Consider the following 20,288-nt stretch of genomic DNA (forward strand, 5'->3'; position numbering starts at 1 on the left):
CTTTACTTCATCAGCTTGAAGGTCCAGACGGAGCCGCCCTGCTCAAGGAAGTTGACCTTCTTGGCCACTTCGCCACCCCACAGCGGCACGGCGCCGCCCCAGCCTGAAACCACGCTGACGTATTGCTCGCCGTCCTGCATCCAGGTGATCGGAGGAGCCACCACGCCGGAGCCGGTCTGGAATTCCCAGACTACTTTGCCAGTCGTGGCGTCAGCTGCCTTCAGGAAGCCTTCAGGCGTTCCCCAGAAAACCAGGTTGCCTGCCGTCGTCAGCACACCACCCCAGAGCGGCGCGGTGTTCTTGACTTCCCAGGCGACCTTGCCGGTCTTGGGGTTGATGGCGCGCAATGAGCCGATATGGTCTTCAAACAATGGCTTGATCGTGAAACCCGCGCCGAGGTAGGCACCGCCCTTTTTATAGGTAATGGGTTCGTTCCAGATTTCCATGCCCCACTCGTTCGTCGGCACATAGAACAGCTTGGTCAGAGGGCTGTAGGCCATCGGCATCTGGTTCTTTGCGCCCAGGAAGGCGGGTGCGGAAAACACCGACTTGCCCTTGGTGCCTTCACCGCCGGGTGCAGTCGGGTCGCCTGGCCGGTTGTCGGGCACGAAGTTGGGACGGCCGGTTTTCAGATCGATGTCGGTGGCCCAGGTGATCTTATTGACAAACGGGAACGCATTGCCCAGCTTGCCGGTGGTGGCGTCAATCACATAGAAAAAGCCATTGCGGTCGGCCTTTGCGCCCATGCGCTTGCCGTCCATGTCGAAGGTCACGAACTCGTTGGAGCCGTCAAAGTCCCAGGCGTCATTGGGGGTGTTTTGATAACTCCAGACGATTTTTCCGGTCTTGACGTCAATCGCCACGGTGGACGAGGAATACAGGTTGTCGCCCTTGCGCACATGGCTGTTCCACGGACCCGGGTTGCCGGTGCCGAAATAGGCCAGGCCGGTCTTGGCATCGTAGGTGCCGCCCATCCAGGTGGAGGCGCCGCCGGTTTTCCAGGTTTCGCCGGGCCAGGTGGCGTTGGTCGTGCCGCTGATGCCGTTTTCCTTGCCGTTCAGGAAACCCATGTGGCCTTCGACCGTGGGGCGGGACCAGACCAGTTTGCCGGTCTTGGGATCGCGGGCTTCTACGCGACCCACCACGCCGAATTCACCGCCCGACACACCCGTCAACAGCAAGCCCTCCGCAATCAGCGGTGCCGCAGTGGCACTGTAGCCCGCGCTGTAGTCGTCGATTTTTTCTTTCCACGCCACTTTGCCGGTGTCCTGGTTCAGGGCCACCAGTTGGGCATCCAGAGTCGCGAAGATCACCAGGTTGTCGTACAGCGCGGCGCCACGGTTGACCACATCGCAGCAAGGCATGATGCCTTCGGGCAGCCGGTGCTCGTATTTCCAGAGCTTCTGGCCGGTCTTGACATCCAGCGCATACATGCGCGAATACGAGGCCGTCACGAACATCTTGCCGTTATAGACAAGGGGCTGCGACTCCTGGCCACGCTGCTTTTCACCGCCAAAGGACATCGACCATACGGGCGTCAGCCGGCTGATGGTTTTGGGATTGACGGCCGTCAGTGGCGAATGCCGTTGACCTTGCGTGCCGAGTCCCGAACTCAATACCGATTTCGGATTGGTGGCGTCGCTGCTGATCATGGCATCGGTCACCTGCGCGCCGACGTGGGCCGTGGCAGCCATGACCAAAAGACTGATTAATGTGCGTTTCACAGTGTGTGTCTCCTGCTATTTTCCTGAAGTTGATGGTGACGCCCGTGCCGCATGCCCGGTCGGCAATGAACCCTGTCAGCCAATCAAGGCGAACGGATTCATCAGCATGAATGGCAACTTTTATGCCAACGCCAAAATGCCTGTTTCACGGGGTTCCCGGCCTGTTTCACGGCCTTTGGCCCAGGCGCATCAGCCGGTGTGTTCTTAAAGGGAAAGCGCGGGATGGGACACTGTTCAAAAACGAATCACTTGGCCGGCAGTTCGCCCAGCAGGGCGCGTTGCTCGTACAACGGGTACCACTGGGCAAGGGTCCGTTGCAATTCAGCCGGCTGTGCGGCCCAGGCCTGGAACCGCCCGGGCACCGGCGTTTGCAGGACTTCGCTCAAATCCAGGCCGCGCCGGGCACTGTCCTCCAGCAGGCTGGACACCCACAGCAGCCAGTCACGCGTCTGGCCGATGCCACGGCTGTCCGTGTAAATCGGCCCATGGCTGGGAACCAGCGCCGCCAGGGGAAAGCCGCTCAGCCGCTTGTCGAGCGCATCGAGGCTGCGCAGCCAGCTTTTCACATCGGCATGCGGCGTGGTGGGCACCCGTTCGGCAAACACCAGCCCGCCGGCGAACACCACGCCCGTGCCGTGGTCGATCAGCAGCAAGTCATCACCGGTATGGCCTTCAAGCCGGAGCAGTTCAAGCCGGTGCGTTCCCAGTTGCAGCACCTGCGCAAGCACAGGAGCGCGGGCGGGCATGGGCTCGGTTCCCTTCATCCAGTCGCCGCACAGTCGGTACATGTTGCTGGCGTAATTCTGGCCCTCGGCCTGCATGCCGGCCATGCTGCCAGCCAGCGCCTGGACAGGCAGCTCGGGCCAGGCCTGGTTGCCAAAAAAGTAGTCCGGGTGCAGGTTCAGGTTGAACACCTTCACGACCGGCTCTTGCGTCACGCGCTCAATGGCGCGGCGCTGCTGCTCGCCGTAGAGGCGGGAGGGGCCGGTGTTGATGACCATCACCCCTTCGCCCGTGACAATAAAACCGGTGTTGATGATGTTGCAGCCATTGCCGGGGCTGAAGTCTTCCACGGCGCCCTCGAACACCCAGACACCGGGCGCAATCTGGCGCGGCTGCAAGGCATAGTCGAGGCGCGCCATATCGAGGGCGGCACGCTTGAGCGGCGGGCCTGCAGCCGTTTGCGCCTGCGCCCCAACGGGCATGGCAAGCACGGCGGCGACCATGAGGGGCCAGTTCCAGCGCCTCATGCGGACACCTCGGCGCCAATCGGGTTGCCATTGTTGTCGCGGCCGGCCAGCCGCAGGATGCCGTTGGGGCGTTCGGGCAACTCGAAGGTCAGCAGCGGATTTTCCGATACCGGTTCGTGCAGGGCCAGCCGCCACCAGAGCCGCCCGGCGTCGTCCATCAGTTGCAGGCTTTCCACGTAAAAAGCAGGGATTCCGGCCACCAGACCAGTGTCCATGGGGTGCATGATGCGCACGCGCAAACGCTGGCTGCCGGCCAGTACATTGCTGAAAAACCGCATCTGGACCTGATTCAGGGTGCGGCTCCATGAACCGTCGGCCCGGGTGGCGCCGGGCACGGTGCAGCCGCCCCCGGCCGCCTGCACCCAGGCGCTTCCCACATGCCATTGCCCATCGCGTGTCCTGACCATGGCCCGCACGGGCGAAGCCTGCTCCATGCGAAATCGAAAGGCCAGCATGGGCAGGCAGCGCAGGGGCTCGAATGAAAGCACCTCGCGGATGGGATTGCGGTCGCTCACGACATCGATGCGCTCGACGCCCCCGCCCACCGAGGACAAGGCCCGGGCATCGATCAGCACCGGAACATTCATGGCATCGTCGGCAAAGGCCGGGCCCTTGACCACCACGTCCTGGCTGAAGCGCATGGGCGCATCGCCCAAATACTGCTTGCGCAGGGTCGGCCATTGCATGGAATTCAGGGGGTCGCCGCCCGTGGGATCTTCCCCGGCCCACAGCGCCAGCGGCATGCCACCGGCAACAGCAGCGGCCGATCCCACGCGCAACAGCATTGCTCGTCGATCAATCCATGATGTCATCGTTGTCTCCTAATCCACTTGGCCCTGCCGAACTGTTGCCGATTCAGGCCGCTCCACGCTGCTTGATCCAGCCTCGCTGCGGGTCGTAGCCCCACCAGGCAAGTCCAAAAAACACGGCCGTACCGAACAGCACCACCGCCCAGGACAGCGCATTGATCTGTCCATACATGGCAAAGCGCATGGCTTCGACCACATGGGTAAAAGGATTCCACTGCGCCAGAATCAGCAGCCACCAGGCTCCCGACTCCTCCAGCTTCCACAAGGGATAAAGCGCCGGGCTGATGAAGAACATCGGGAAAATCACGAAATTCATCGTGCCGGCAAAGTTCTCCAACTGCTTGATGTACACCGACAGCATCAGCCCCAGGGCGGCCAGCAGCGTGGCGCCGCAGAGCATGGCCAGCACCAGCAAGGGCAGGTTTTTCGGATCAAAACGCACTCCGAAGGCAAAGGCAATCAACACGAAAACCAGCATTTGCAGCAATGACAGACTGGTGCCGCCCAGCAGCTTGAAGGCCAGCAGCCAGCCGCGCGGCAAAGGAGCGGTCAGCAACAGCCGCATCATGCCCATTTCGCGGTCGTACACCATCGACAAGGAACTTTGCATGCCGTTGAACAGCGCCACCATGGCCAGCAGACCCGGAACCATGTATTCCTGGTATTCAACATAAGTCTCGTAGGGCGGAACAATGGACACGCCAAAGACGTTGTTAAAGCCTGCGGAAAAAACCACGAACCACAGCAGCGGGCGTACCAGGGCAGAACCCAGCCGGGAAGGCTGGCGTAGAAATTTGTGGATTTCGCGGCCCACCACGGCACGCATGGCGCGCACGATGTGCAGGCTCAGGGGCGTGCGCGACATGTGCTTTCCTTTTCATCCACGCCCAGGGTGTCCATCACCTCGGTCGGGTGCAGCACACCCTCCAGCGGGGCCAGGCCCACCACGCCGTCGATGTGGCTCAAAAAAACCGGCTGGCGCAACTGGCCGTCCCAGGGCCGGAACGACAGCCTCGGCCCCTTGAATCCATCCAGGTAAACCGTTCCGCTGCGCAAGCGCTTGAGCTGCTGGGGAATGCGGGCGTTGGGCTCGTCCACCAGCCCGGCCGCCACCGCCTTGACTGCGGCCCATGCCGCCCAGTCCTGACCCTGCATGGGCCGCTTGGCCAGCCGCTGGAAACGGCGCGAGAGCTGCGGGCCGCCGTTGCGCTCCCATTGCGGATGCCACGCAGCAGCCATCAGGCCATTGGAACCAACGACAGGGCGCGGCCACTGGGTGGCATACGGCAGCGTGCGGGCAAATTCTCCGTCGCTGTCCATGACAGCCACCACATCGTGCTCGCGCTCGCCCGTCAACAAGCGGGTATTGGACAGATCGCGCTCACGCGGGTCGCCAGACAATTTGAAGGGACGCGTCTGCGTTATTTTCAGACCGAAGCGACGCGCGGAACGGTTGAAGGCATCGGCCTGCAACTGGTCGCCCGGCAGCGGACCCTGCAACAGCAATACTTTGCGCCAGGAGCGCGCGGCCAGGTACTGGGCCAGCGAGTCGGTCAGCATCTGCCGGCTTGGAAAGGTATGCAGCAGATGCGCAGCACAACTGTCGCCGCGCAGCGCATCATTGTCCAGCCCGGTGTTGAACACCATGGCGCCCTCCAGCGCCGCCGGGGCGGTGCGCACCAGCAGGCTCATTTCGGCCACGGGCAAATCGGCAACCAGATGATGCACGCCGGCGGCCTTGAGTTCTTCCAGGGCTTTTGGCAAGGCCTGCGCATTGGACAGCAGCACCTCGCGAACCTTGAGCGTCAACCCTGCCGTTTCCAGTTCGACCGCTGAATCTTCAGCCGCCAGCCTGGCCGCATCCAGCGCACGCCCCTGGGGATGGCCCGCATAGGCGCGCTCCAGTCGCCGGGGCGCATAGCGTGCGTCGTCAGCCAGCGAGATCACGGCGACGGTCACGCTTCCTTGTGCCGCCTTGGCGGCCGGGGCCACAGCGCCGAGCCCAGCCAGCATCAGCGCCGAGGCAAGCAGCCCACGCCGGCAGAGATTGGCCATCAGGGCTGCACCAGCACGCTGTGGGGAACCCGGCCCACCGCCACGGTTCGCAGCGCCTTGCCCGTGGCGGTATCGATCAGCGTCATGTCGTCCGACATGCCATTGGTGACGTACAGTATCTTGCCGTCAGGGTGCGGGGCCAGACCCCAGGCCCGTTTGCCCACCAGAATGTTGCGCCGGACCTGGCGGGTGGCCACATCGACCTCGGCCACATGGTTGGCGCGGCCCAGTCCGACCCACACGGTTTTACCGTCCGGGCTCAAGGTCATGCCGACCGGGGTGATGTCGGAAGAGCGCATGCCCTGCACCTTGAATTCCACCGTGCTCTTGACGCTTTGATCGTCGGTATTCAACACGCTGACGCTCGCTCCCAATTCGTTGCTGATCCATAGTTCCTTGCCGCCAGCCGCCAGAACGAAGCGGCGCGGCCGCTTGCCGACGCGAATATTCTTGAGCACCTTGCGCTGCGCGATGTCCACCAGGTGGACCACATTGGCGACTTCGGAGGTCACATAGGCATGCTTGCCATCGGGCATGACCAGAATGCCTTCGGGCTCTCCGCCCGTCTTGACCTCGAACAGCCTGGCTTTGCTTTCGAGGCTGTAGGCGGCCATCACGTTGTCGTCTTCAATCGACACATAGGCGGTTTTTCCATCGGGGCTGAGATCGAAAATTTCGGGACTGTCGCCCACCGCAATCTGGTCAGTCATCTTGCCGCTGGCAGTATCGACAACGCCCAATTGGTTGCTGTCGCCGCAAGAGACATAAATCCGGGTATGCCCGGCGTTAAACATCATGTGGCGCGGCCGCTTGCACACCTCTATCGACGACAGGCGCGTTCCCTGAATATCAAAAACATAAATCTTGTTGTCCTTCTCGCTTGAAACATAAACCCGGCCGGAAGGCGATTGCGCTGCAGCCAGGCCAGTGCAGAGCGTGAGAACACCCGCAAGAAGATGACGCAGCCAAGGGCGGGCATGGCCGTCGTGCGTCTTAAAACCGGATTTTCGGGAATCAGGGCAAAGGAAGTCCATGAAAGTTGTCTCCAGCGTTTTTCAGTGTTTTTAATCGAATGACTTAAGTTCTTGCAATAAAAAGCAAGAAGGATGCCCAATAAAAAGGAACAGAATTTGCTTATATTGGCTGCCTGGAATTTTCTGGCAGCGGCTATTTCATTTTGTTTGCGATCCCATACTATGTCACCCCTTCTTCCCGCGCCAGTAGCGCTTTCCTCTGAAGGTCATGCCTCGCGCCGTCAAATCCTTCGCTCGGGCCTGGCATGTGGTTTGAACTGCGGACTGGGACTGGGTCTGAGCGGCCATACACTCGCGCAAAATCCCAAGCCCGCGTGGCCCGTTCGGCCCATCCAGATGATCGTTCCATGGCCTGCTGGCGGCGCGACTGACCTGACACTGCGCGTACTCAATGAAGAAGCAGAACCCTTCCTTGGCCAGCGTATCGTGGTGGTCAACCGGCCCGGGGCTGCCGGCACCCTGGTGGCGCCTTTGCTCAAGTCAGCAGACCCTGATGGCTACACCATCGGGCAAATACCGATCACGGTGTACAGGTACGCGCTCATGCACCGGGTTCCGTGGGATCCGGTCAATGATTTGACGCCCATCCTGCAGGTGTCGGGCACCACCTTCGGCTTGCTGGTTCCAGCCGACAGCCCCTGGAAAAGCCTGGCCGATTTGATCAACTGGGCGCGGGAAAATCCCGGCCAGCTCTTGATGGGCTCGACCGGCATAGGCACCACGCCCCATCTGGCCATGGAAGAAATACTGCTCGAAAACAATATCAGCTATGGCCATATACCCTACAAAGGCACGACCGAGCAAATGCTGGCCATCGCTTCAGGCCAGTTGATGGCGGGGGTCAATTCCACTGGCTTTGCTCCTTGGGTCGATCAACACAAAATACGGCTTCTGGCCATTTTCAGCGCCGAGCGCAGCGCCCGCTGGCCGCAGGTACCCACGTTGCGCGAACTGGGCTACGAGCGCTCGGTTTACACCTCGCCTTGGGGTTTGGGCGCGCCCCATGGCACCCCGCCTGCCATCGTGCAGCTTTTGCACAATGCCTTTCACAAAGCCATTTTCAGCCCGAATCACAAAGCCGCGCTGGCCCGGTACGACCAGGACATCAACTATCTCGACACAGCCGCCTACCAACTGGCCATCAACGAAACCGTAAAACACGAAAAAGCGCTGCTTGCCCGCATGAAGCTGCTGGCGGTGCCGCTTTCATGACCTTTTGACTTCTTTTCAGAGATTGATCCGTACATGACCGCCATCCTGTTGAACGCACAAGACCTGCACAAGTCCTACGCAGGAAAACGTGCCCTGCAAGGGGTAAGCCTGAACCTGCATGAAGGTGAAATCGTCGCCTTGCTCGGACCCAACGGCGCCGGAAAATCAACCCTGCTGCAGTTACTTACCGGCTTGTTCAGTCCTGACCAGGGACACATCCACGTCTTGGGACACGACATGCGCACCCAGGCCAGCCGGGCATTGGCAGGCTTGGGCGTGGTGTTCCAGCAAAGCGCGCTTGACCTCGATCTGTCGGTACAGGCCAATTTGCTGTTTCACACCGATCTGCATGGACTGGCCCGACCCCTGGCCAGGCAACGCATTGCCGAGGCACTGGAGAAGATAGGAATGACGGCGCAAGCCAAGGCAGTCGTGCGCAGCCTGTCTGGCGGAACACGCCGCAAGGTCGAGCTGGTCCGTGCCTTGCTCCATCAACCACGCGTGCTGCTGATGGACGAAGCCACGGCAGGGCTGGACATGGCATCACGCCAGCAATTGCTGACTGCCGTGCGCGGCCTGGCGCAGGATCAGGGCGTTGCCGTGCTGTGGGCAACGCATCTGGCAGAAGAAGTCAAGGTCGCCGATCGCCTGATCTTGCTTGACAAGGGAATGGTGCGCTTTAGCGGCTCCACCAGCGACTTTATGCAAAAGGCGCAAGCAGATGATCTGTATGCTGAGATATTCAAACACCTTGGCCAGCCAGTGTTTGAAGCTTGATACCCTGAACGCAGGGAGCGCGGGGGAAGAGCCAGACTCGCTGGCCGGATTTTCTCCCCTTGCCCTTGCCCATCCTTGATAATCAAACCCCTTGGCTACTTGGACCTGCCTGTGCGCATACAGGCTGGACCCGCTTACCGTGAATAACCACAGACGCCTTCAATCAACGGTGACGCTGCACCAAGCCGTCGGGGAATCGCCTTCGCTGGCACGGCTGACGCAATTGGTACGCGAATCCAACGAGCGGCTTAAGGCAATTGAGGCGCTGATTCCAAGCGGCTTGCGCCCTGCCGTCAAGGCCGGGCCGATTGATGGCGAAAACTGGTGCCTGCTGGTAAGCGGTAATGCCGCATCCGCGAAAATCCGCCAGTTGATCCCCTTGATGCAGGCCAGTTTGCTCCGCCAAGGCTGGAAAGTTGCGTCCATTCGACTGAAAATACTAATCGCAAAAAGACAGTAATTCCATCAGAATAGAGACAAAATTGGGAATGGCTGGTTGTATTTTGCTAATTTACCAGTGAAAAAGGCCGCTAGGTGTATGTCCCTAGCGGCCTTTGTACAAGTGAATGGTGCCGCTTGTCGGAATCGAACTGACGACCTACCGCTTACAAGGCGGTTGCTCTACCAACTGAGCTAAAGCGGCACGGATGGTATTCTACTTCACTCGTTTAAGCGAGGGCCGTGGGCGTGATGGCGGTTTGGGGGGGTCGGGTGCGTCTGTTTTTTTCTGCTTGCCCGAGCCGGCAGCGGAACTGTCCGGCACGTTTTCCACCAGCTGCATGATCTTGCTGTCAGGCGTTTCCGAAGGAGCCTCTTCTATCGCTGCCGGTTTAGTGTCTCGACCAGACGCGGCAGGCGCAATTGTCTGTGAATCATTGGCGCCGGCAAGCCCTTCGGGGCTTGTTTCAAAAGGAAAGGCCATACCTTGCCCGTTTTCACGGGCATAGATGGCAATCACATGACTGATAGGTACCAGTATTTCCCGGGCGCTTCCGCCGAAACGCGCCTTGAACTCGATGAATTCGTTACCCAGCGTCAGCGAACTGGTCGCATCAAAGCCGATATTAAGTACGATCTCGTTATTTTTGACATACTCGCGCGGCACCTGCACGGTGTTATCGACCGACACGGCCACGTAAGGCGTAAAGCCGTTGTCGGTACACCATTCGTACAGGGCACGTATCAGATAAGGGCGCGTTGACGTGGCGTTGGGTGCGTTCATGAATTCAGCCAAGGTGCTTATTCCGGTAATTCAATGCGGCAATTATTTGCGCATGACCTTTTCAGAAGGCGTCAGCGCTTCGATGTAGGCGGGACGGGAGAAAATTCGTTCAGCATACTTGAGCAGCGGCGCCGCATTTTTCGACAGGTCGATGCCGTAGTAATCCAGGCGCCAGAGCAGCGGTGCAATCGCCACGTCCAGCATCGAAAAACTGTCCCCCAGCATGAACTTGTTCTTCAGGAAAATTGGCGCAAGTTGCGTCAGGCGATCGCGGATATGGGCGCGTGATTTTTCGAGCGCTTTCTCATTGCCCTTGGAAGCGCGGGATTCAAGTGCGCTGACATGAACAAACAGTTCTTTTTCAAAGTTCAGCAGGAACAGGCGAACGCGTGCACGGTCCACCGGGTCGCCGGGCATCAGTTGCGGATGCGGAAAGCGCTCGTCGATGTACTCGTTGATGATGTTTGATTCGTACAGAATCAGATCCCGTTCGACCAGGATCGGAACCTGGCCATACGGATTCATCACGTTGATGTCTTCAGGCTTGTTGTACAGGTCCACATCGCGAATTTCGAAATCCATGCCCTTTTCAAACAATACAAAACGGCAGCGGTGCGAGAAGGGGCAGGTTGTACCTGAATAAAGGACCATCATGATTCGGAACTCCTAAAAACAAAAGAGTGGAAGGCTAAGATTCAAACCTTAGAACCATCCACTCCGAAAGTGCCGATGCGCGCCAGGGCGCACCCAGGGCACGTTGATCGGCGCAAAAATTACTTGACGTCTTTCCAGAACGCCGCATTGAGGCGCCAGGCAACAAAGGTCAGGCCAAGCAGGAATATCAATACCCAGACGCCAATGCGAACACGGGTATTTTGCACGGGCTCGGCCATCCATTGCAGGTAACCGACGAGATCGCCCATGGCCTGGTCATATTGCAGTGGCGTCATGGCCCCCGGAGTCACCTGCTCCCAGCCTTTGAAAATGGCAACCTTGTGGCCATGCTCTTCGTGTTCGGTATACACGGGCTTGCGCACACCCTGCAGTTCCCAAAGCGCATGTGGCATGGCCACATTGGGGAAAGCCAGGTTATTCCAGCCCGTCGCCTTGGTTTCGTCGCGGTAGAAAGTACGCATGTAGGTGTAGAGGTAATCTGCACCCGTGCCACCGGCGCCGGCACGCGAACGTGCAATCACGGTCAGGTCGGGTGGAGTGCCGCCAAACCAGTCCTTGGCCTGTTTCGGATCAATCGCGGACTTCATGGTTTCGCCGACTTTTTCAGTCGTGAAAAGCAGGTTGTCCTTGATCTGCTGGTCAGTCAGACCGATGTCTTTCAGACGGTTAAATCGCATGAACGCTGCCGAGTGGCAGTTCAGGCAGTAGTTGACAAACAGCTTGGCGCCGTTTTGAAGGGCCGCCACATCGTTGGTCTTGTTGGGAGCTTTGTCCCAGGCAGGGCCACCTGTATTGGCTTGTGCGCCAGCCAGCAGGCCGACTGCAGTGATCAGGGCGAGGATGATTTTTTTCATGGTTATAAATTCCTGCTCAGTGGGCCGCAAAAATAACGCGGTCGGGAACGCGCTTGAAGGTGCCCAGCCGGCTCCACCATGGCATCAGCAAGAAGAAGCCGAAGTAGAACAAGGTACCAACCTGCGACACACGCTCGCCAATCGCTGAAGGAGGCTGCACGCCCAGGTAACCCAGAACCAGGAAGTTGATCACAAAGATGCCGTACAGGTATTTGTTCCAGCTCGGACGATAACGGATCGATTTGACTTCGCTGTTGTCCAGCCAAGGCAGGAAGAACAGGATGACGACCGCGCCGCCCATGACGACAACGCCCCAGAACTTGGCATCGATCAGCAGCATCGCACCGACCACTGCCACAGCGGCACCCACGATGATGAGTTTGAACAGACCGGCAATTTTGGCTTTAAGCACGCCCAGCACCGCACCGGCCAGTACACAGGCGATCAGTGCATACATCATCTCGCTGGTAATGGCACGCAGCATCGAGTAGTAAGGCGTGAAATACCAGACCGGCGCAATGTGCAGCGGCGTTTTCAGCGGGTCGGCCGGAATGAAGTTGTTGTATTCCAGGAAATAGCCGCCAAACTCTGGCGCGAAGAAAATGATGGCGCTGAAAATCATCAGAAAAATGCTGACGCCAAAAATATCATGCACTGTGTAGTAGGGGTGGAAAGGGATGGCGTCCAGCGGATGGCCATTGGCATCGCGCGGTGCGTTCGGACCCTTGACCTCGACACCATCGGGATTGTTGGAGCCGACTTCATGTAGCGCAATGATGTGCGCCACGACCAGGCCCAGCAGCACCAGTGGCACGGCAATGACGTGGAAGGCAAAGAAACGGTTCAGCGTCGCATCGCCGACCACATAGTCGCCGCGAATCAGCAGAGCCAGATCAGGACCGATGAAGGGGATGGCGGCAAACAGGTTCACGATGACCTGGGCGCCCCAGTAGCTCATCTGGCCCCAGGGCAGCAGGTAGCCCATGAAGGCTTCTGCCATCAGCGCCAGGAAAATCGCGCAGCCAAACACCCAGATCAACTCACGCGGCTTGCGGTAGCTGCCGTAAATCAGACCGCGGAACATGTGCATGTACACCACGATGAAAAAGGCCGATGCCCCGGTGGAATGCATGTAGCGGATCAGCCAGCCCCAGGGCACATCGCGCATGATGTACTCGACCGAGCCAAAAGCCAGCGAGGCTTCGGGCTTGTAATTCATCGTCAGGAAAATGCCGGTGACGATCTGGATAACCAGCACCAGCAAGGCCAGCGAACCAAAGATGTACCAAAAATTGAAATTCTTGGGCGCGTAGTATTCGCTCAGGTGCTCTTTGTAGAGCTTGCTGGCAGGAAAACGATTGTCTAGCCAGTTCATCGCTTTATCAGCGATGGGGGCATCGGGGGAAATTTCTTTGAATTCAGCCATAACTGATCCTGGTTCGGTGGGTTGCTTTGGCCGTGGGCTTGATACCGTGCGAGACGGCAGGGTATCGATTGCGCGCGGCAAGGTCTTGTAAAAGAGGTGGCGCGCCCTCAGGCCTTTTTGTCTTCACCAATCAGCAGCTTCGCATCCGACAAGTACATGTGCGGAGGCACTTCCAGATTATCTGGCGAAGGCTTGTTCTTGTACACGCGGCCTGCCAGATCAAAGGTTGATCCATGACAAGGACACAGGAAACCACCCGCCCAATCGTCAGGCAAGGAAGGCTGGGCGCCGGGCTGAAACTTGTCCGAAGGCGAGCAGCCCAGGTGCGGACAAATGCCGACCACCACCAGCGTGTCGGCCTTGATGGAGCGATTTTCGTTGCGCGCGTAGGCAGGCGTCCAGTCAGGCAGCTTGCGTTCCGATTTCGGGTCGGCCAGAAGAGGATCGTTCTTGGGCAGACCAGCGAGTTGCTCGGGCGTGCGCTTGACAATCCAGACCGGCTTGCCGCGCCACTCCACGGTCATTTTTTCGCCGGGTTTCAGGGCTGAGATATCGACCTCGACCGCAGCGCCGGTGGCCTTGGCACGTTCAGATGGCTGGAAAGTGCTCACAAAGGGGACTGCTACGGCGGCAACGCCTGCACCGCCCATGGCACAGGTGGCAACGATCCAGTTTCTTTTATCTTTATCGACAGGCGCGCCGTGCGGCACACCCATTACGCTTGCTTGGGTCATGAAAATCCTTCAAGAACTGGCTTGAAAAAGGCATAGTGGGGGATCAACCTGCAATTGTAGCGGAGCGAGAAACGGTTTTTCAATTGCCACACCCCGGCGCCAAGCCATCCAGCCCCATCATTTTGCGCGACATGAAGGCGCCTACTTTGTTGCAAATCCGGCCTTCAGGCAGCCTGAAAACTCATGTCGCGGCGCCATAATTGTTGGCCGTCACCCGCGGTGCGGTGCCGGTGCAACAAACACAAGCAACAGGGGAACAGCATGGGAATGATGCAGGAATTCAAGGAGTTCGCCATCAAGGGCAACGTGATTGACCTGGCCGTTGGCGTGATCATCGGGGCAGCTTTCAGCAAGATTGTCGATTCCGTGGTGGGCGACCTGATCATGCCGGTGGTCGGGGCAGTGATCGGCAAGCTGGATTTTTCGAATATGTTCCTGGTGCTGCGCAGCGTGCCGCCAGGCATTCCCACGACGCTTGATGCTTTGAAAAAAGCCGGTGTTCCTGTGTTTGCCTACGGCAGCTTCATCACGGTGGCGGTCAACTTCGCGATCCTGGCGTTCATCATTTTCCTGATGGTCAAGCAGATCAACCGGCTCAAACGCCGCGAAGTGGTTAAACCCACCACGGCCCCCGCCGAAGACATCGTGCTGCTGCGGGAAATTCGTGACAGCCTGAAAAAGCAAGCCTGATTTCAGGCTACACAGCCAGCTGGCGCGCCATGCGGATGGCGGCGAGCAGGCTGGAAGCATCGGCCTGGCCGGTGCCCGCAATATCAAAAGCCGTGCCATGGTCCGGGCTGGTACGCACCAGCGGCAATCCCAGCGTGACGTTGACGCCCTGCTCCACCCCGAGGTATTTCACCGGAATCAGGCCCTGGTCGTGGTACATCGCGACCACCACGTCAAACTCTCCGGGTTTGGCTGGCGCGCTGCGCGCGCGCATGAAGACCGTGTCCGGCGCGAAGGGGCCGCGCGCATCCAGACCTTCCTGCACAGCGGCGGCAATGGCCGGAGCAATGATCGTCTGCTCTTCACTGCCGAACAGCCCGCCCTCGCCGGCGTGCGGATTCAGCCCCGCCACGGCAATGCGCGGCGGCCGCCCCAGGCTGGCGCTTACCGCCGTGTGGGTAATGCGCAAGGTTTGCAGCACGCTGTCAAAAGTCACGGCCTCAATCGCCTTTCTCAGCGACATGTGGATGCTCACCAGCACGGTTTTGAGTTCGTCGTTGGCCAGCATCATGCGCACGGGAACTTCGCTCACCGGCTTGCCCAAAAATGCGGCCGCTTCGGCCTGAAGCATTTCAGTGTGTCCCGGAAAACGGGCCGCCCAACCACCGGCAGCGGCCAGCGCTTCCTTGTGAATCGGCGCCGTCACCATCGCTGCCGCCCGCCCGGCGAGCACGGCGCGTGCGGCCCAGACAATGCAGTCGGCAGCGGCCTGTCCTGCCAAAGCACTGATTTGCCCATACGGAACGAGCGCAGGCAGCTCGCATTTTTGTAGCACACCGATGCAGTTCGGCGGCACGAACAACACGTCGGCCAGCGCGTCGAGTTGCGCCACCGGCAGGGCCAGAACGCCGGCTTTCGCAGCGATCAGCGCGCTAGCGCGGCGCAGCGTCGCCACGTCACCGACCACCACGCAATCCGCCAGATCGTCCGTGAATCGCGAAACGCCCGGGCGATGATTTCAGGGCCAATGCCGGCGGCATCGCCCATGGTGATGAGGATTGGCTTTTTCATGCGGGGTTGTCAATGTCGATGAACTGGTGCTGCAGCCCGAATTGCGCCGCAACCTGCGCCGCAACGGCAGGCGCGCCGTAACGCTCCGAGGCATGATGGCCGCAGGCGATGAAGGCCACGCCCATCTCGCGCGCATAGTGGGCTTGCGGCTCGGAAATCTCGCCGGTGATGAACGCATCGGCGCCAGCGGCAATCGCGGCTTCAAAATAGCCTTGCGCGCCGCCGCTGCACCACGCTACTTTTTTGATAGCTTCTTGCGCACACCCCACGTGCGTAACAGGCCTTTTTAACCTGTTTTCAATGTGTTCAGCCAGCGCGCCAATGCCGGCAAAGCTGCCGCCATCGCTTCGCCCGCCCAGAAATCCCATGTCCTGCTCGCCGAAGCGCGCGCTGGCTGCCAAGCCAAGCTGCAGTCCGAGCTGCGCATTGTTGCCCAGTTCAGGGTGCGCATCGAGCGGCAGGTGGTAGGCAAACAGGTTGATGTCGTGGGCCAGCAGCAGCGCCAGCCGCTGCTTCATCCAGCCACCCACCGGGCCGATGTTGCAGCCGTCCTTGCCGCGCCAGAACAGGCCGTGATGCACAAAAATGGCATCGGCTTGCGCTGCAATCGCCGCTTCTATCAGCGCACGGCTGGCCGTGACACCGGAAACAATACGGCGCACCTGCGTTTTCCCCTCGACCTGCAGTCCATTGGGGCCGTAGTCCTTGAAGCGCGCGGGCTGCAGCAGCGCATCAAACGCCTGCAGCAAATCCTGTCTCGTGGTGGTGCTCATGCCGGGATTGTCTCAGGCCAGCGCTGCATATTGCGTATTTTGATTTTTTCCCGGATTCACAGCTTTCCAGGGCGCTCCGTCCTACGCAAAGCCGTCATGCATACAGCACAATACACATTCGGCGCCGGACCACGGGCTGCGCCGCGACCCTCAGCTTTCATTCACGCCTGCCCATTTCTTTCTTTTAATCCATGAAGCGCACCTGGCTCCTGTTTTCCCAGACCGTCACGATTTTGGTGGCGGCTTATTTCGTGGTTGCCACGCTGCAGCCGCAGTGGCTGAATAAGCGGACCTCGCTGGGCGGCGTATCAGTCATCGAGGCGCCGGCCAGCAGCGTGCCGCGCGGCATTGGTTCATCCAGTCCAGCCGGCAGTTTCGCTGCGGCGGCAAAAATAGCCTCGGCAGCCGTCGTGAGCATCAACACCAGCAAAGCCGCCGTCAAAAACCCGCAAATGAACGACCCCTGGTTCAGGTTTTTCTTTGGCGACCAGAATCCGGGCGAAGCCCAGGCCGGCCTGGGCAGCGGCGTGATCGTCAGCGGCAGCGGCTACATCCTGACCAACAACCATGTGGTTGAAGGCGCCGACGACATCGAGGTGGTCCTGAACGACACCCGCAAGGCCAAGGCCAAGGTGATTGGCACCGATCCCGACACCGACCTGGCGATTGTCAAGATCGAACTGGACAAGCTGCCCGTCATCGTGCTGGGCAACTCGGACGCGCTGCAGGTGGGCGATCCGGTGCTGGCCATCGGCAACCCGTTTGGCGTCGGCCAGACCGTGACCGGCGGCATCGTGAGCGCGCTGGGGCGCAACCAGCTGGGCATCAACACCTTCGAGAACTTCATCCAGACCGATGCGGCCATCAACCCCGGCAACTCGGGCGGCGCGCTGGTCGATGTGAACGGCAACCTGCTGGGCATCAACACCGCGATTTACTCGCGCTCGGGCGGCTCCATGGGCATCGGTTTTGCCATTCCCGTCTCGACCGCCAAGCAGGTGCTCGAAGGCATCGTGAAAGATGGCCAGGTCACGCGCGGCTGGATTGGCGTCGAGCCGCAAGAACTCAACGCCGAACTGGTCGAAGCCTTCAAGCTCAAGCCGGAAGCGGCCAAGGCGGGCGGCGTCATCATCACCGGCGTGCTGCAAAACGGCCCGGCCGCCCAGGGCGGGATCCGGCCCGGCGACGTGATCACGGCGGTCAATGGCCAGCCGGTCGGCAATGTGAGCCAGTTGCTGACGGCCGTGGCCGCACTCAAGCCCGGCGTCCCTGCCCCGATGACGGTGCTGCGCGGCAATGGTCCCATCGAGATTGCGGTGACGCCCGGAAAACGCGAGCGGCCCCGGGTTCAGCGCTGAAGCCGCGCTCCACACCAGCAGCGCTTGCTACAAAATAAATAGCTGTCAGCGCATATGCATGCTGCGCAAAGCATTGATTTGACTGAAGAAATTACCGAAAAACCTGCAAGATTCAGGGTTTGGCCACTTCAGTGTCGGTATCGGGTGCCTTGGTGCTCTTGATGAACATCTGCGCCGCCAGGATGCCCACTTCATACAGCCCGCCGACCACCAGCAGCAGCATGATCATTGAACCCGCATCGGGCGGCGTGACCAGCGCGGTGCCGATGGCGGCAACCACCCAGAAGTAGCCCCGGTACTGGCGCAACTGGGCCACCGTGAGCACGCCCATGCGGACCAGCAGGATCACCGCAATCGGCACTTCAAAGGCCAGACCGAAGGCCAGGAACATGCCGAGCACGAAGTTGAGGTATTCCTCGATGTCTGGCGCGGCGGTGATCGACTTGGGTGCAAAGCTCTGGATGAAATGAAACACCTGGCCGAACACGAAGTAATAGCAAAACGCCACGCCGAAAAAAAACAGCAGCGTGCTGGACACGACCAGCGGCATGACCAGTTTCTTCTCATGCGAATACAGGCCGGGCGCGACAAAGGCCCAGACCTGGTACAGCACCACCGGCAGCGCAATCATGAAGGCAGCCATGAAGAGAATCTTGATGGGCACGACAAACGGCGAAATGACGTTGGTGGCGATCAGGGTCGCGCCCTTGGGCAGGCTGGCGATCAGCGGCGCTGCCATCAAGTCGTACAGCGCGCCAGGACCGGGGAAAAACGCCAGCAGGGCGGCCGCCACGCCGATGGCGATCACGGCCTTGATCAGCCGGTCGCGCAACTCCATGAGGTGCTGCACAAAGGGCTGCTCGGTGCCTGCGAGTTCGTCGGGCTTGTCGCCGCCGGGGGAGTTGGGATCGCTCATGAAGGAAGTTTGCGCTGTATGAATTGCGCCGGTTTGCGCGCAAAGGGGGAATCAGGAGAATGCTTCACGCCTTGCGGCTGGGCTGCGGACGGAATCGTGCCACCCGGGCCGCGCCGGACTGGGCCTTGGTGCGAATGCCCGAACGGGCCTTGAACCATTGCGGCGTGGCTCCACGCTTGAGCCGCCACTTCTTTTTCGGGTTCCGGTATTCGGGAAAAGCCTCAAAGCCCGGCAATGCATCGGACAACGTGCTGCCCGTGGTTTCAGACCAGGATTTTTCAAAATCACTGGCGCCGGTCCTGATCGAGTTCTCAACGTCCCGGGCAGCGTCCTCGACGCTTTCCTTCATTTTCTTGAACTCGTCGAGTTCCATGGAGCGGTTGACTTCCTGCTTGACGTCGTTGACATAGCGCTGCGCCTTGCCCAGCAGCGTACCGACGGTGCGGGCCAGGCGCGGCAGCTTTTCCGGGCCAATCACGATCAGGGCCACCGCGCCGATCAGGGCGATTTTGGAGATGCCGAGGTCAATCACGGCGGGTCAGACGAAAAAAGAGGAAGTACAGGCCGGCATGCTGCGCGAATCAGGACTTTTGCCGGGCTTCGACGTCAATCGTGTTGCGCTCGGCCTTGTCGGCCGCCTGGGCATTGGTGACCTGGCTGGCCGGAACGACCGGTTTTTCGTCAGCCGGCGACTGCCCGCCGTCTTTCATGCCGTCCTTGAAGCCCTTGACGGCGCCGCCGAGGTCGCTGCCCATGTTGCGCAGCTTTTTGGTTCCGAACACCATCACCACGATCAACAGCACGATCAACCAGTGCCAAATTGAAAATCCACCCATGTTTTACTCCTAGTCTGAATAATAGACAACTGACTGATATGTTTACAACAGGTGCCGATTCTAAAGGCCCCGTGTGATGGCGCCTATGACCCTGCGAGCCTGCTGGATAGTGAGAGTCGCTGTCATTGAAAGGGTTCCCGTGACCTCAGCCCTTGAGCCACGGCCGGGGGCCGCCAATCACATGCATGTGCAGGTGATGGACTTCCTGGCCGCCCTCTTCGCCGGTATTGATGACGGTTCGGAAACCGCCCGCCGGGTAAGGATTGCAGCCCTGCTCCACTGCCAGCCGGGGCGCCAGCACCATCATCCGTCCCAGCAGCGCCGCATGCTCGGGTCCGACCTGCGCCATCGACGGGATATGCAGCTTGGGAATGATCAAAAAATGCACCGGCGCCCACGGGTGGATGTCGTGAAAGGCGAACAAGTCGTCGTCTTCGTACACCTTGCGGCTGGGAATGGCGCCGGTGGCGATTTTGCAGAAAATGCAGTTTTCAGAATGACTCATGCGGTCTCCACTGACAGGCCGGCGTTCATGCGCATCATGCCTTTGACAATACGGTAAAGGAACCAGATCGAAATCAGGCCCCAGGCGATCCAGCCCGGAATGATAAACAGCAGCCACAGCCAGGAAGTCAGCAGGTACAGCACGCCCGCCCACACCACCGAACGAATCCGCCAGCTGAAGTGCGAGGCCTGCCAGGTGTTGGCGGCGTCACCCTTCTTGACCAGGTCGATCACCAGCGCCACCACCAGCAGGGCGATGGAAACCTGGGCGCCCGGCAGCACGGCTGCCACCGCGACAACCAGATGCAGCAGGTAGCTGACCCAGCCCCAGGTTCTGAGCCCTTCGTCGGGCTCTATCGTCACGATGTCATCGCGCATGGGGAACTCCC

At 59.9% G+C, this 20,288-nt stretch carries 22 protein-coding genes, 1 tRNA gene and 1 pseudogene; 5 read left to right on the forward strand and 19 right to left on the reverse strand.

Translation table 11 applies throughout. The annotated features are described in order from the left end of the window. Nucleotides 1-2 precede the first annotated feature (2 nt). The 6 genes from ABLV49_RS17415 to ABLV49_RS17440 form a co-directional block, all read right to left on the reverse strand. Nucleotides 3-1,652, reverse strand: coding sequence for a PQQ-dependent methanol/ethanol family dehydrogenase (locus ABLV49_RS17415; RefSeq protein ID WP_432280028.1), 1,650 nt, complete (start codon nucleotides 1,650-1,652; stop codon nucleotides 3-5). Between the two features lie 317 nt (nucleotides 1,653-1,969). Further along, entirely contained in the window at nucleotides 1,970-2,974 is a 1,005-nt protein-coding gene (locus ABLV49_RS17420) for a quinoprotein relay system zinc metallohydrolase 1 (RefSeq protein ID WP_349278408.1), read from the reverse strand. After that, entirely contained in the window at nucleotides 2,971-3,786 is an 816-nt protein-coding gene (locus tag ABLV49_RS17425) for a quinoprotein dehydrogenase-associated SoxYZ-like carrier (RefSeq protein WP_349278410.1), read from the reverse strand. The genes ABLV49_RS17420 and ABLV49_RS17425 overlap by 4 nt, the downstream gene beginning before the upstream one ends. Before the next feature lie 43 nt (nucleotides 3,787-3,829). Continuing rightward, complete coding sequence (locus tag ABLV49_RS17430) at nucleotides 3,830-4,648, reverse strand: ABC transporter permease (protein WP_349278412.1); 819 nt, start codon at nucleotides 4,646-4,648, stop codon at nucleotides 3,830-3,832. Next, nucleotides 4,630-5,838, reverse strand: coding sequence for an ABC transporter substrate-binding protein (locus tag ABLV49_RS17435; protein ID WP_349278414.1), 1,209 nt, complete (start codon nucleotides 5,836-5,838; stop codon nucleotides 4,630-4,632). The genes ABLV49_RS17430 and ABLV49_RS17435 overlap by 19 nt, the downstream gene beginning before the upstream one ends. After that, on the reverse strand, nucleotides 5,838-6,872 hold the full coding sequence (locus ABLV49_RS17440) for a PQQ-dependent catabolism-associated beta-propeller protein (RefSeq protein ID WP_349278416.1): 1,035 nt from the start codon (nucleotides 6,870-6,872) through the stop codon (nucleotides 5,838-5,840). The genes ABLV49_RS17435 and ABLV49_RS17440 overlap by 1 nt, the downstream gene beginning before the upstream one ends. A 336-nt stretch (nucleotides 6,873-7,208) precedes the next feature. Between ABLV49_RS17440 and ABLV49_RS17445 the strand changes: the two genes are divergently transcribed. The 3 genes from ABLV49_RS17445 to ABLV49_RS17455 all read left to right on the forward strand — a co-directional run bounded on the left by ABLV49_RS17445 (nucleotide 7,209) and on the right by ABLV49_RS17455 (nucleotide 9,321). Further along, a complete protein-coding gene (locus tag ABLV49_RS17445) occupies nucleotides 7,209-8,084 on the forward strand; it encodes a tripartite tricarboxylate transporter substrate binding protein (protein WP_349278418.1) in 876 nt (291 codons plus the stop codon). Nucleotides 8,085-8,117: 33 nt separating this feature from the next. Then, entirely contained in the window at nucleotides 8,118-8,861 is a 744-nt protein-coding gene (locus ABLV49_RS17450) for an ATP-binding cassette domain-containing protein (RefSeq protein ID WP_349278420.1), read from the forward strand. A 139-nt stretch (nucleotides 8,862-9,000) separates the two neighbouring features. Continuing rightward, complete coding sequence (locus tag ABLV49_RS17455; RefSeq protein ID WP_049763635.1) at nucleotides 9,001-9,321, forward strand: hypothetical protein; 321 nt, start codon at nucleotides 9,001-9,003, stop codon at nucleotides 9,319-9,321. A gap of 107 nt (nucleotides 9,322-9,428) precedes the next feature. Here the strand turns inward: ABLV49_RS17455 and ABLV49_RS17460 are convergent. The 6 genes from ABLV49_RS17460 to petA all read right to left on the reverse strand — a co-directional run bounded on the left by ABLV49_RS17460 (nucleotide 9,429) and on the right by petA (nucleotide 13,772). Beyond that, nucleotides 9,429-9,504 (reverse strand) — tRNA-Thr (locus tag ABLV49_RS17460). A 12-nt stretch (nucleotides 9,505-9,516) separates the two neighbouring features. Beyond that, on the reverse strand, nucleotides 9,517-10,083 hold the full coding sequence (locus ABLV49_RS17465; protein WP_349278422.1) for a ClpXP protease specificity-enhancing factor: 567 nt from the start codon (nucleotides 10,081-10,083) through the stop codon (nucleotides 9,517-9,519). 42 nt (nucleotides 10,084-10,125) lie between these two features. After that, the gene (locus ABLV49_RS17470) at nucleotides 10,126-10,737 is read right to left on the reverse strand and encodes a glutathione S-transferase N-terminal domain-containing protein (RefSeq protein WP_011800130.1); all 612 of its coding nucleotides are present in this window, start codon (nucleotides 10,735-10,737) and stop codon (nucleotides 10,126-10,128) included. 119 nt (nucleotides 10,738-10,856) lie between these two features. Further along, nucleotides 10,857-11,612, reverse strand: coding sequence for a cytochrome c1 (locus ABLV49_RS17475; RefSeq protein WP_349278424.1), 756 nt, complete (start codon nucleotides 11,610-11,612; stop codon nucleotides 10,857-10,859). Between the two features lie 16 nt (nucleotides 11,613-11,628). Next, on the reverse strand, nucleotides 11,629-13,038 hold the full coding sequence (locus ABLV49_RS17480) for a cytochrome b (protein ID WP_349278426.1): 1,410 nt from the start codon (nucleotides 13,036-13,038) through the stop codon (nucleotides 11,629-11,631). Between the two features lie 107 nt (nucleotides 13,039-13,145). Continuing rightward, complete coding sequence (gene petA, locus ABLV49_RS17485) at nucleotides 13,146-13,772, reverse strand: ubiquinol-cytochrome c reductase iron-sulfur subunit (protein WP_011800127.1); 627 nt, start codon at nucleotides 13,770-13,772, stop codon at nucleotides 13,146-13,148. A 261-nt stretch (nucleotides 13,773-14,033) separates the two neighbouring features. On the opposite strand from petA, the gene mscL reads away from it, so the two are divergent. After that, nucleotides 14,034-14,462, forward strand: coding sequence for a large conductance mechanosensitive channel protein MscL (mscL, locus tag ABLV49_RS17490; protein WP_349278428.1), 429 nt, complete (start codon nucleotides 14,034-14,036; stop codon nucleotides 14,460-14,462). Nucleotides 14,463-14,469: 7 nt separating this feature from the next. Here mscL and pdxA read toward each other — a convergent pair. Next, nucleotides 14,470-15,512 (reverse strand): annotated as a pseudogene (gene pdxA / locus ABLV49_RS17495) (4-hydroxythreonine-4-phosphate dehydrogenase PdxA). Beyond that, nucleotides 15,509-16,285 (reverse strand): Nif3-like dinuclear metal center hexameric protein, encoded by a 777-nt coding sequence (locus ABLV49_RS17500; RefSeq protein WP_349278430.1) that lies wholly within the window; start codon nucleotides 16,283-16,285, stop codon nucleotides 15,509-15,511. Before ABLV49_RS17500 ends, pdxA begins: the two are co-directional and overlap by 4 nt. Nucleotides 16,286-16,476: 191 nt before the next feature. On the opposite strand from ABLV49_RS17500, the gene ABLV49_RS17505 reads away from it, so the two are divergent. After that, nucleotides 16,477-17,643, forward strand: coding sequence for a S1C family serine protease (locus ABLV49_RS17505; protein ID WP_349278432.1), 1,167 nt, complete (start codon nucleotides 16,477-16,479; stop codon nucleotides 17,641-17,643). A 112-nt stretch (nucleotides 17,644-17,755) separates the two neighbouring features. Here the strand turns inward: ABLV49_RS17505 and tatC are convergent, their stop codons facing one another. The 5 genes from tatC to ABLV49_RS17530 all read right to left on the reverse strand — a co-directional run bounded on the left by tatC (nucleotide 17,756) and on the right by ABLV49_RS17530 (nucleotide 20,277). Then, nucleotides 17,756-18,559: a twin-arginine translocase subunit TatC gene (tatC, locus tag ABLV49_RS17510; RefSeq protein ID WP_349278434.1), complete on the reverse strand. Its 804-nt coding sequence runs from the start codon at nucleotides 18,557-18,559 to the stop codon at nucleotides 17,756-17,758. 64 nt (nucleotides 18,560-18,623) lie between these two features. Continuing rightward, on the reverse strand, nucleotides 18,624-19,091 hold the full coding sequence (gene tatB / locus ABLV49_RS17515) for a Sec-independent protein translocase protein TatB (protein WP_349278436.1): 468 nt from the start codon (nucleotides 19,089-19,091) through the stop codon (nucleotides 18,624-18,626). Nucleotides 19,092-19,140: 49 nt separating this feature from the next. Continuing rightward, complete coding sequence (gene tatA, locus ABLV49_RS17520; RefSeq protein ID WP_011800120.1) at nucleotides 19,141-19,395, reverse strand: Sec-independent protein translocase subunit TatA; 255 nt, start codon at nucleotides 19,393-19,395, stop codon at nucleotides 19,141-19,143. A gap of 145 nt (nucleotides 19,396-19,540) precedes the next feature. Next, nucleotides 19,541-19,900 (reverse strand): histidine triad nucleotide-binding protein, encoded by a 360-nt coding sequence (locus ABLV49_RS17525; RefSeq protein ID WP_349278438.1) that lies wholly within the window; start codon nucleotides 19,898-19,900, stop codon nucleotides 19,541-19,543. Next, a complete protein-coding gene (locus ABLV49_RS17530) occupies nucleotides 19,897-20,277 on the reverse strand; it encodes a DUF4870 family protein (RefSeq protein WP_349278440.1) in 381 nt (126 codons plus the stop codon). The genes ABLV49_RS17525 and ABLV49_RS17530 overlap by 4 nt, the downstream gene beginning before the upstream one ends. Between the last annotated feature and the right edge of the window lie 11 nt (nucleotides 20,278-20,288).

It is taken from the genome of Polaromonas hydrogenivorans, from assembly GCF_040105105.1.
GTDB classification, from domain to species: domain Bacteria; phylum Pseudomonadota; class Gammaproteobacteria; order Burkholderiales; family Burkholderiaceae_C; genus Polaromonas; species Polaromonas hydrogenivorans.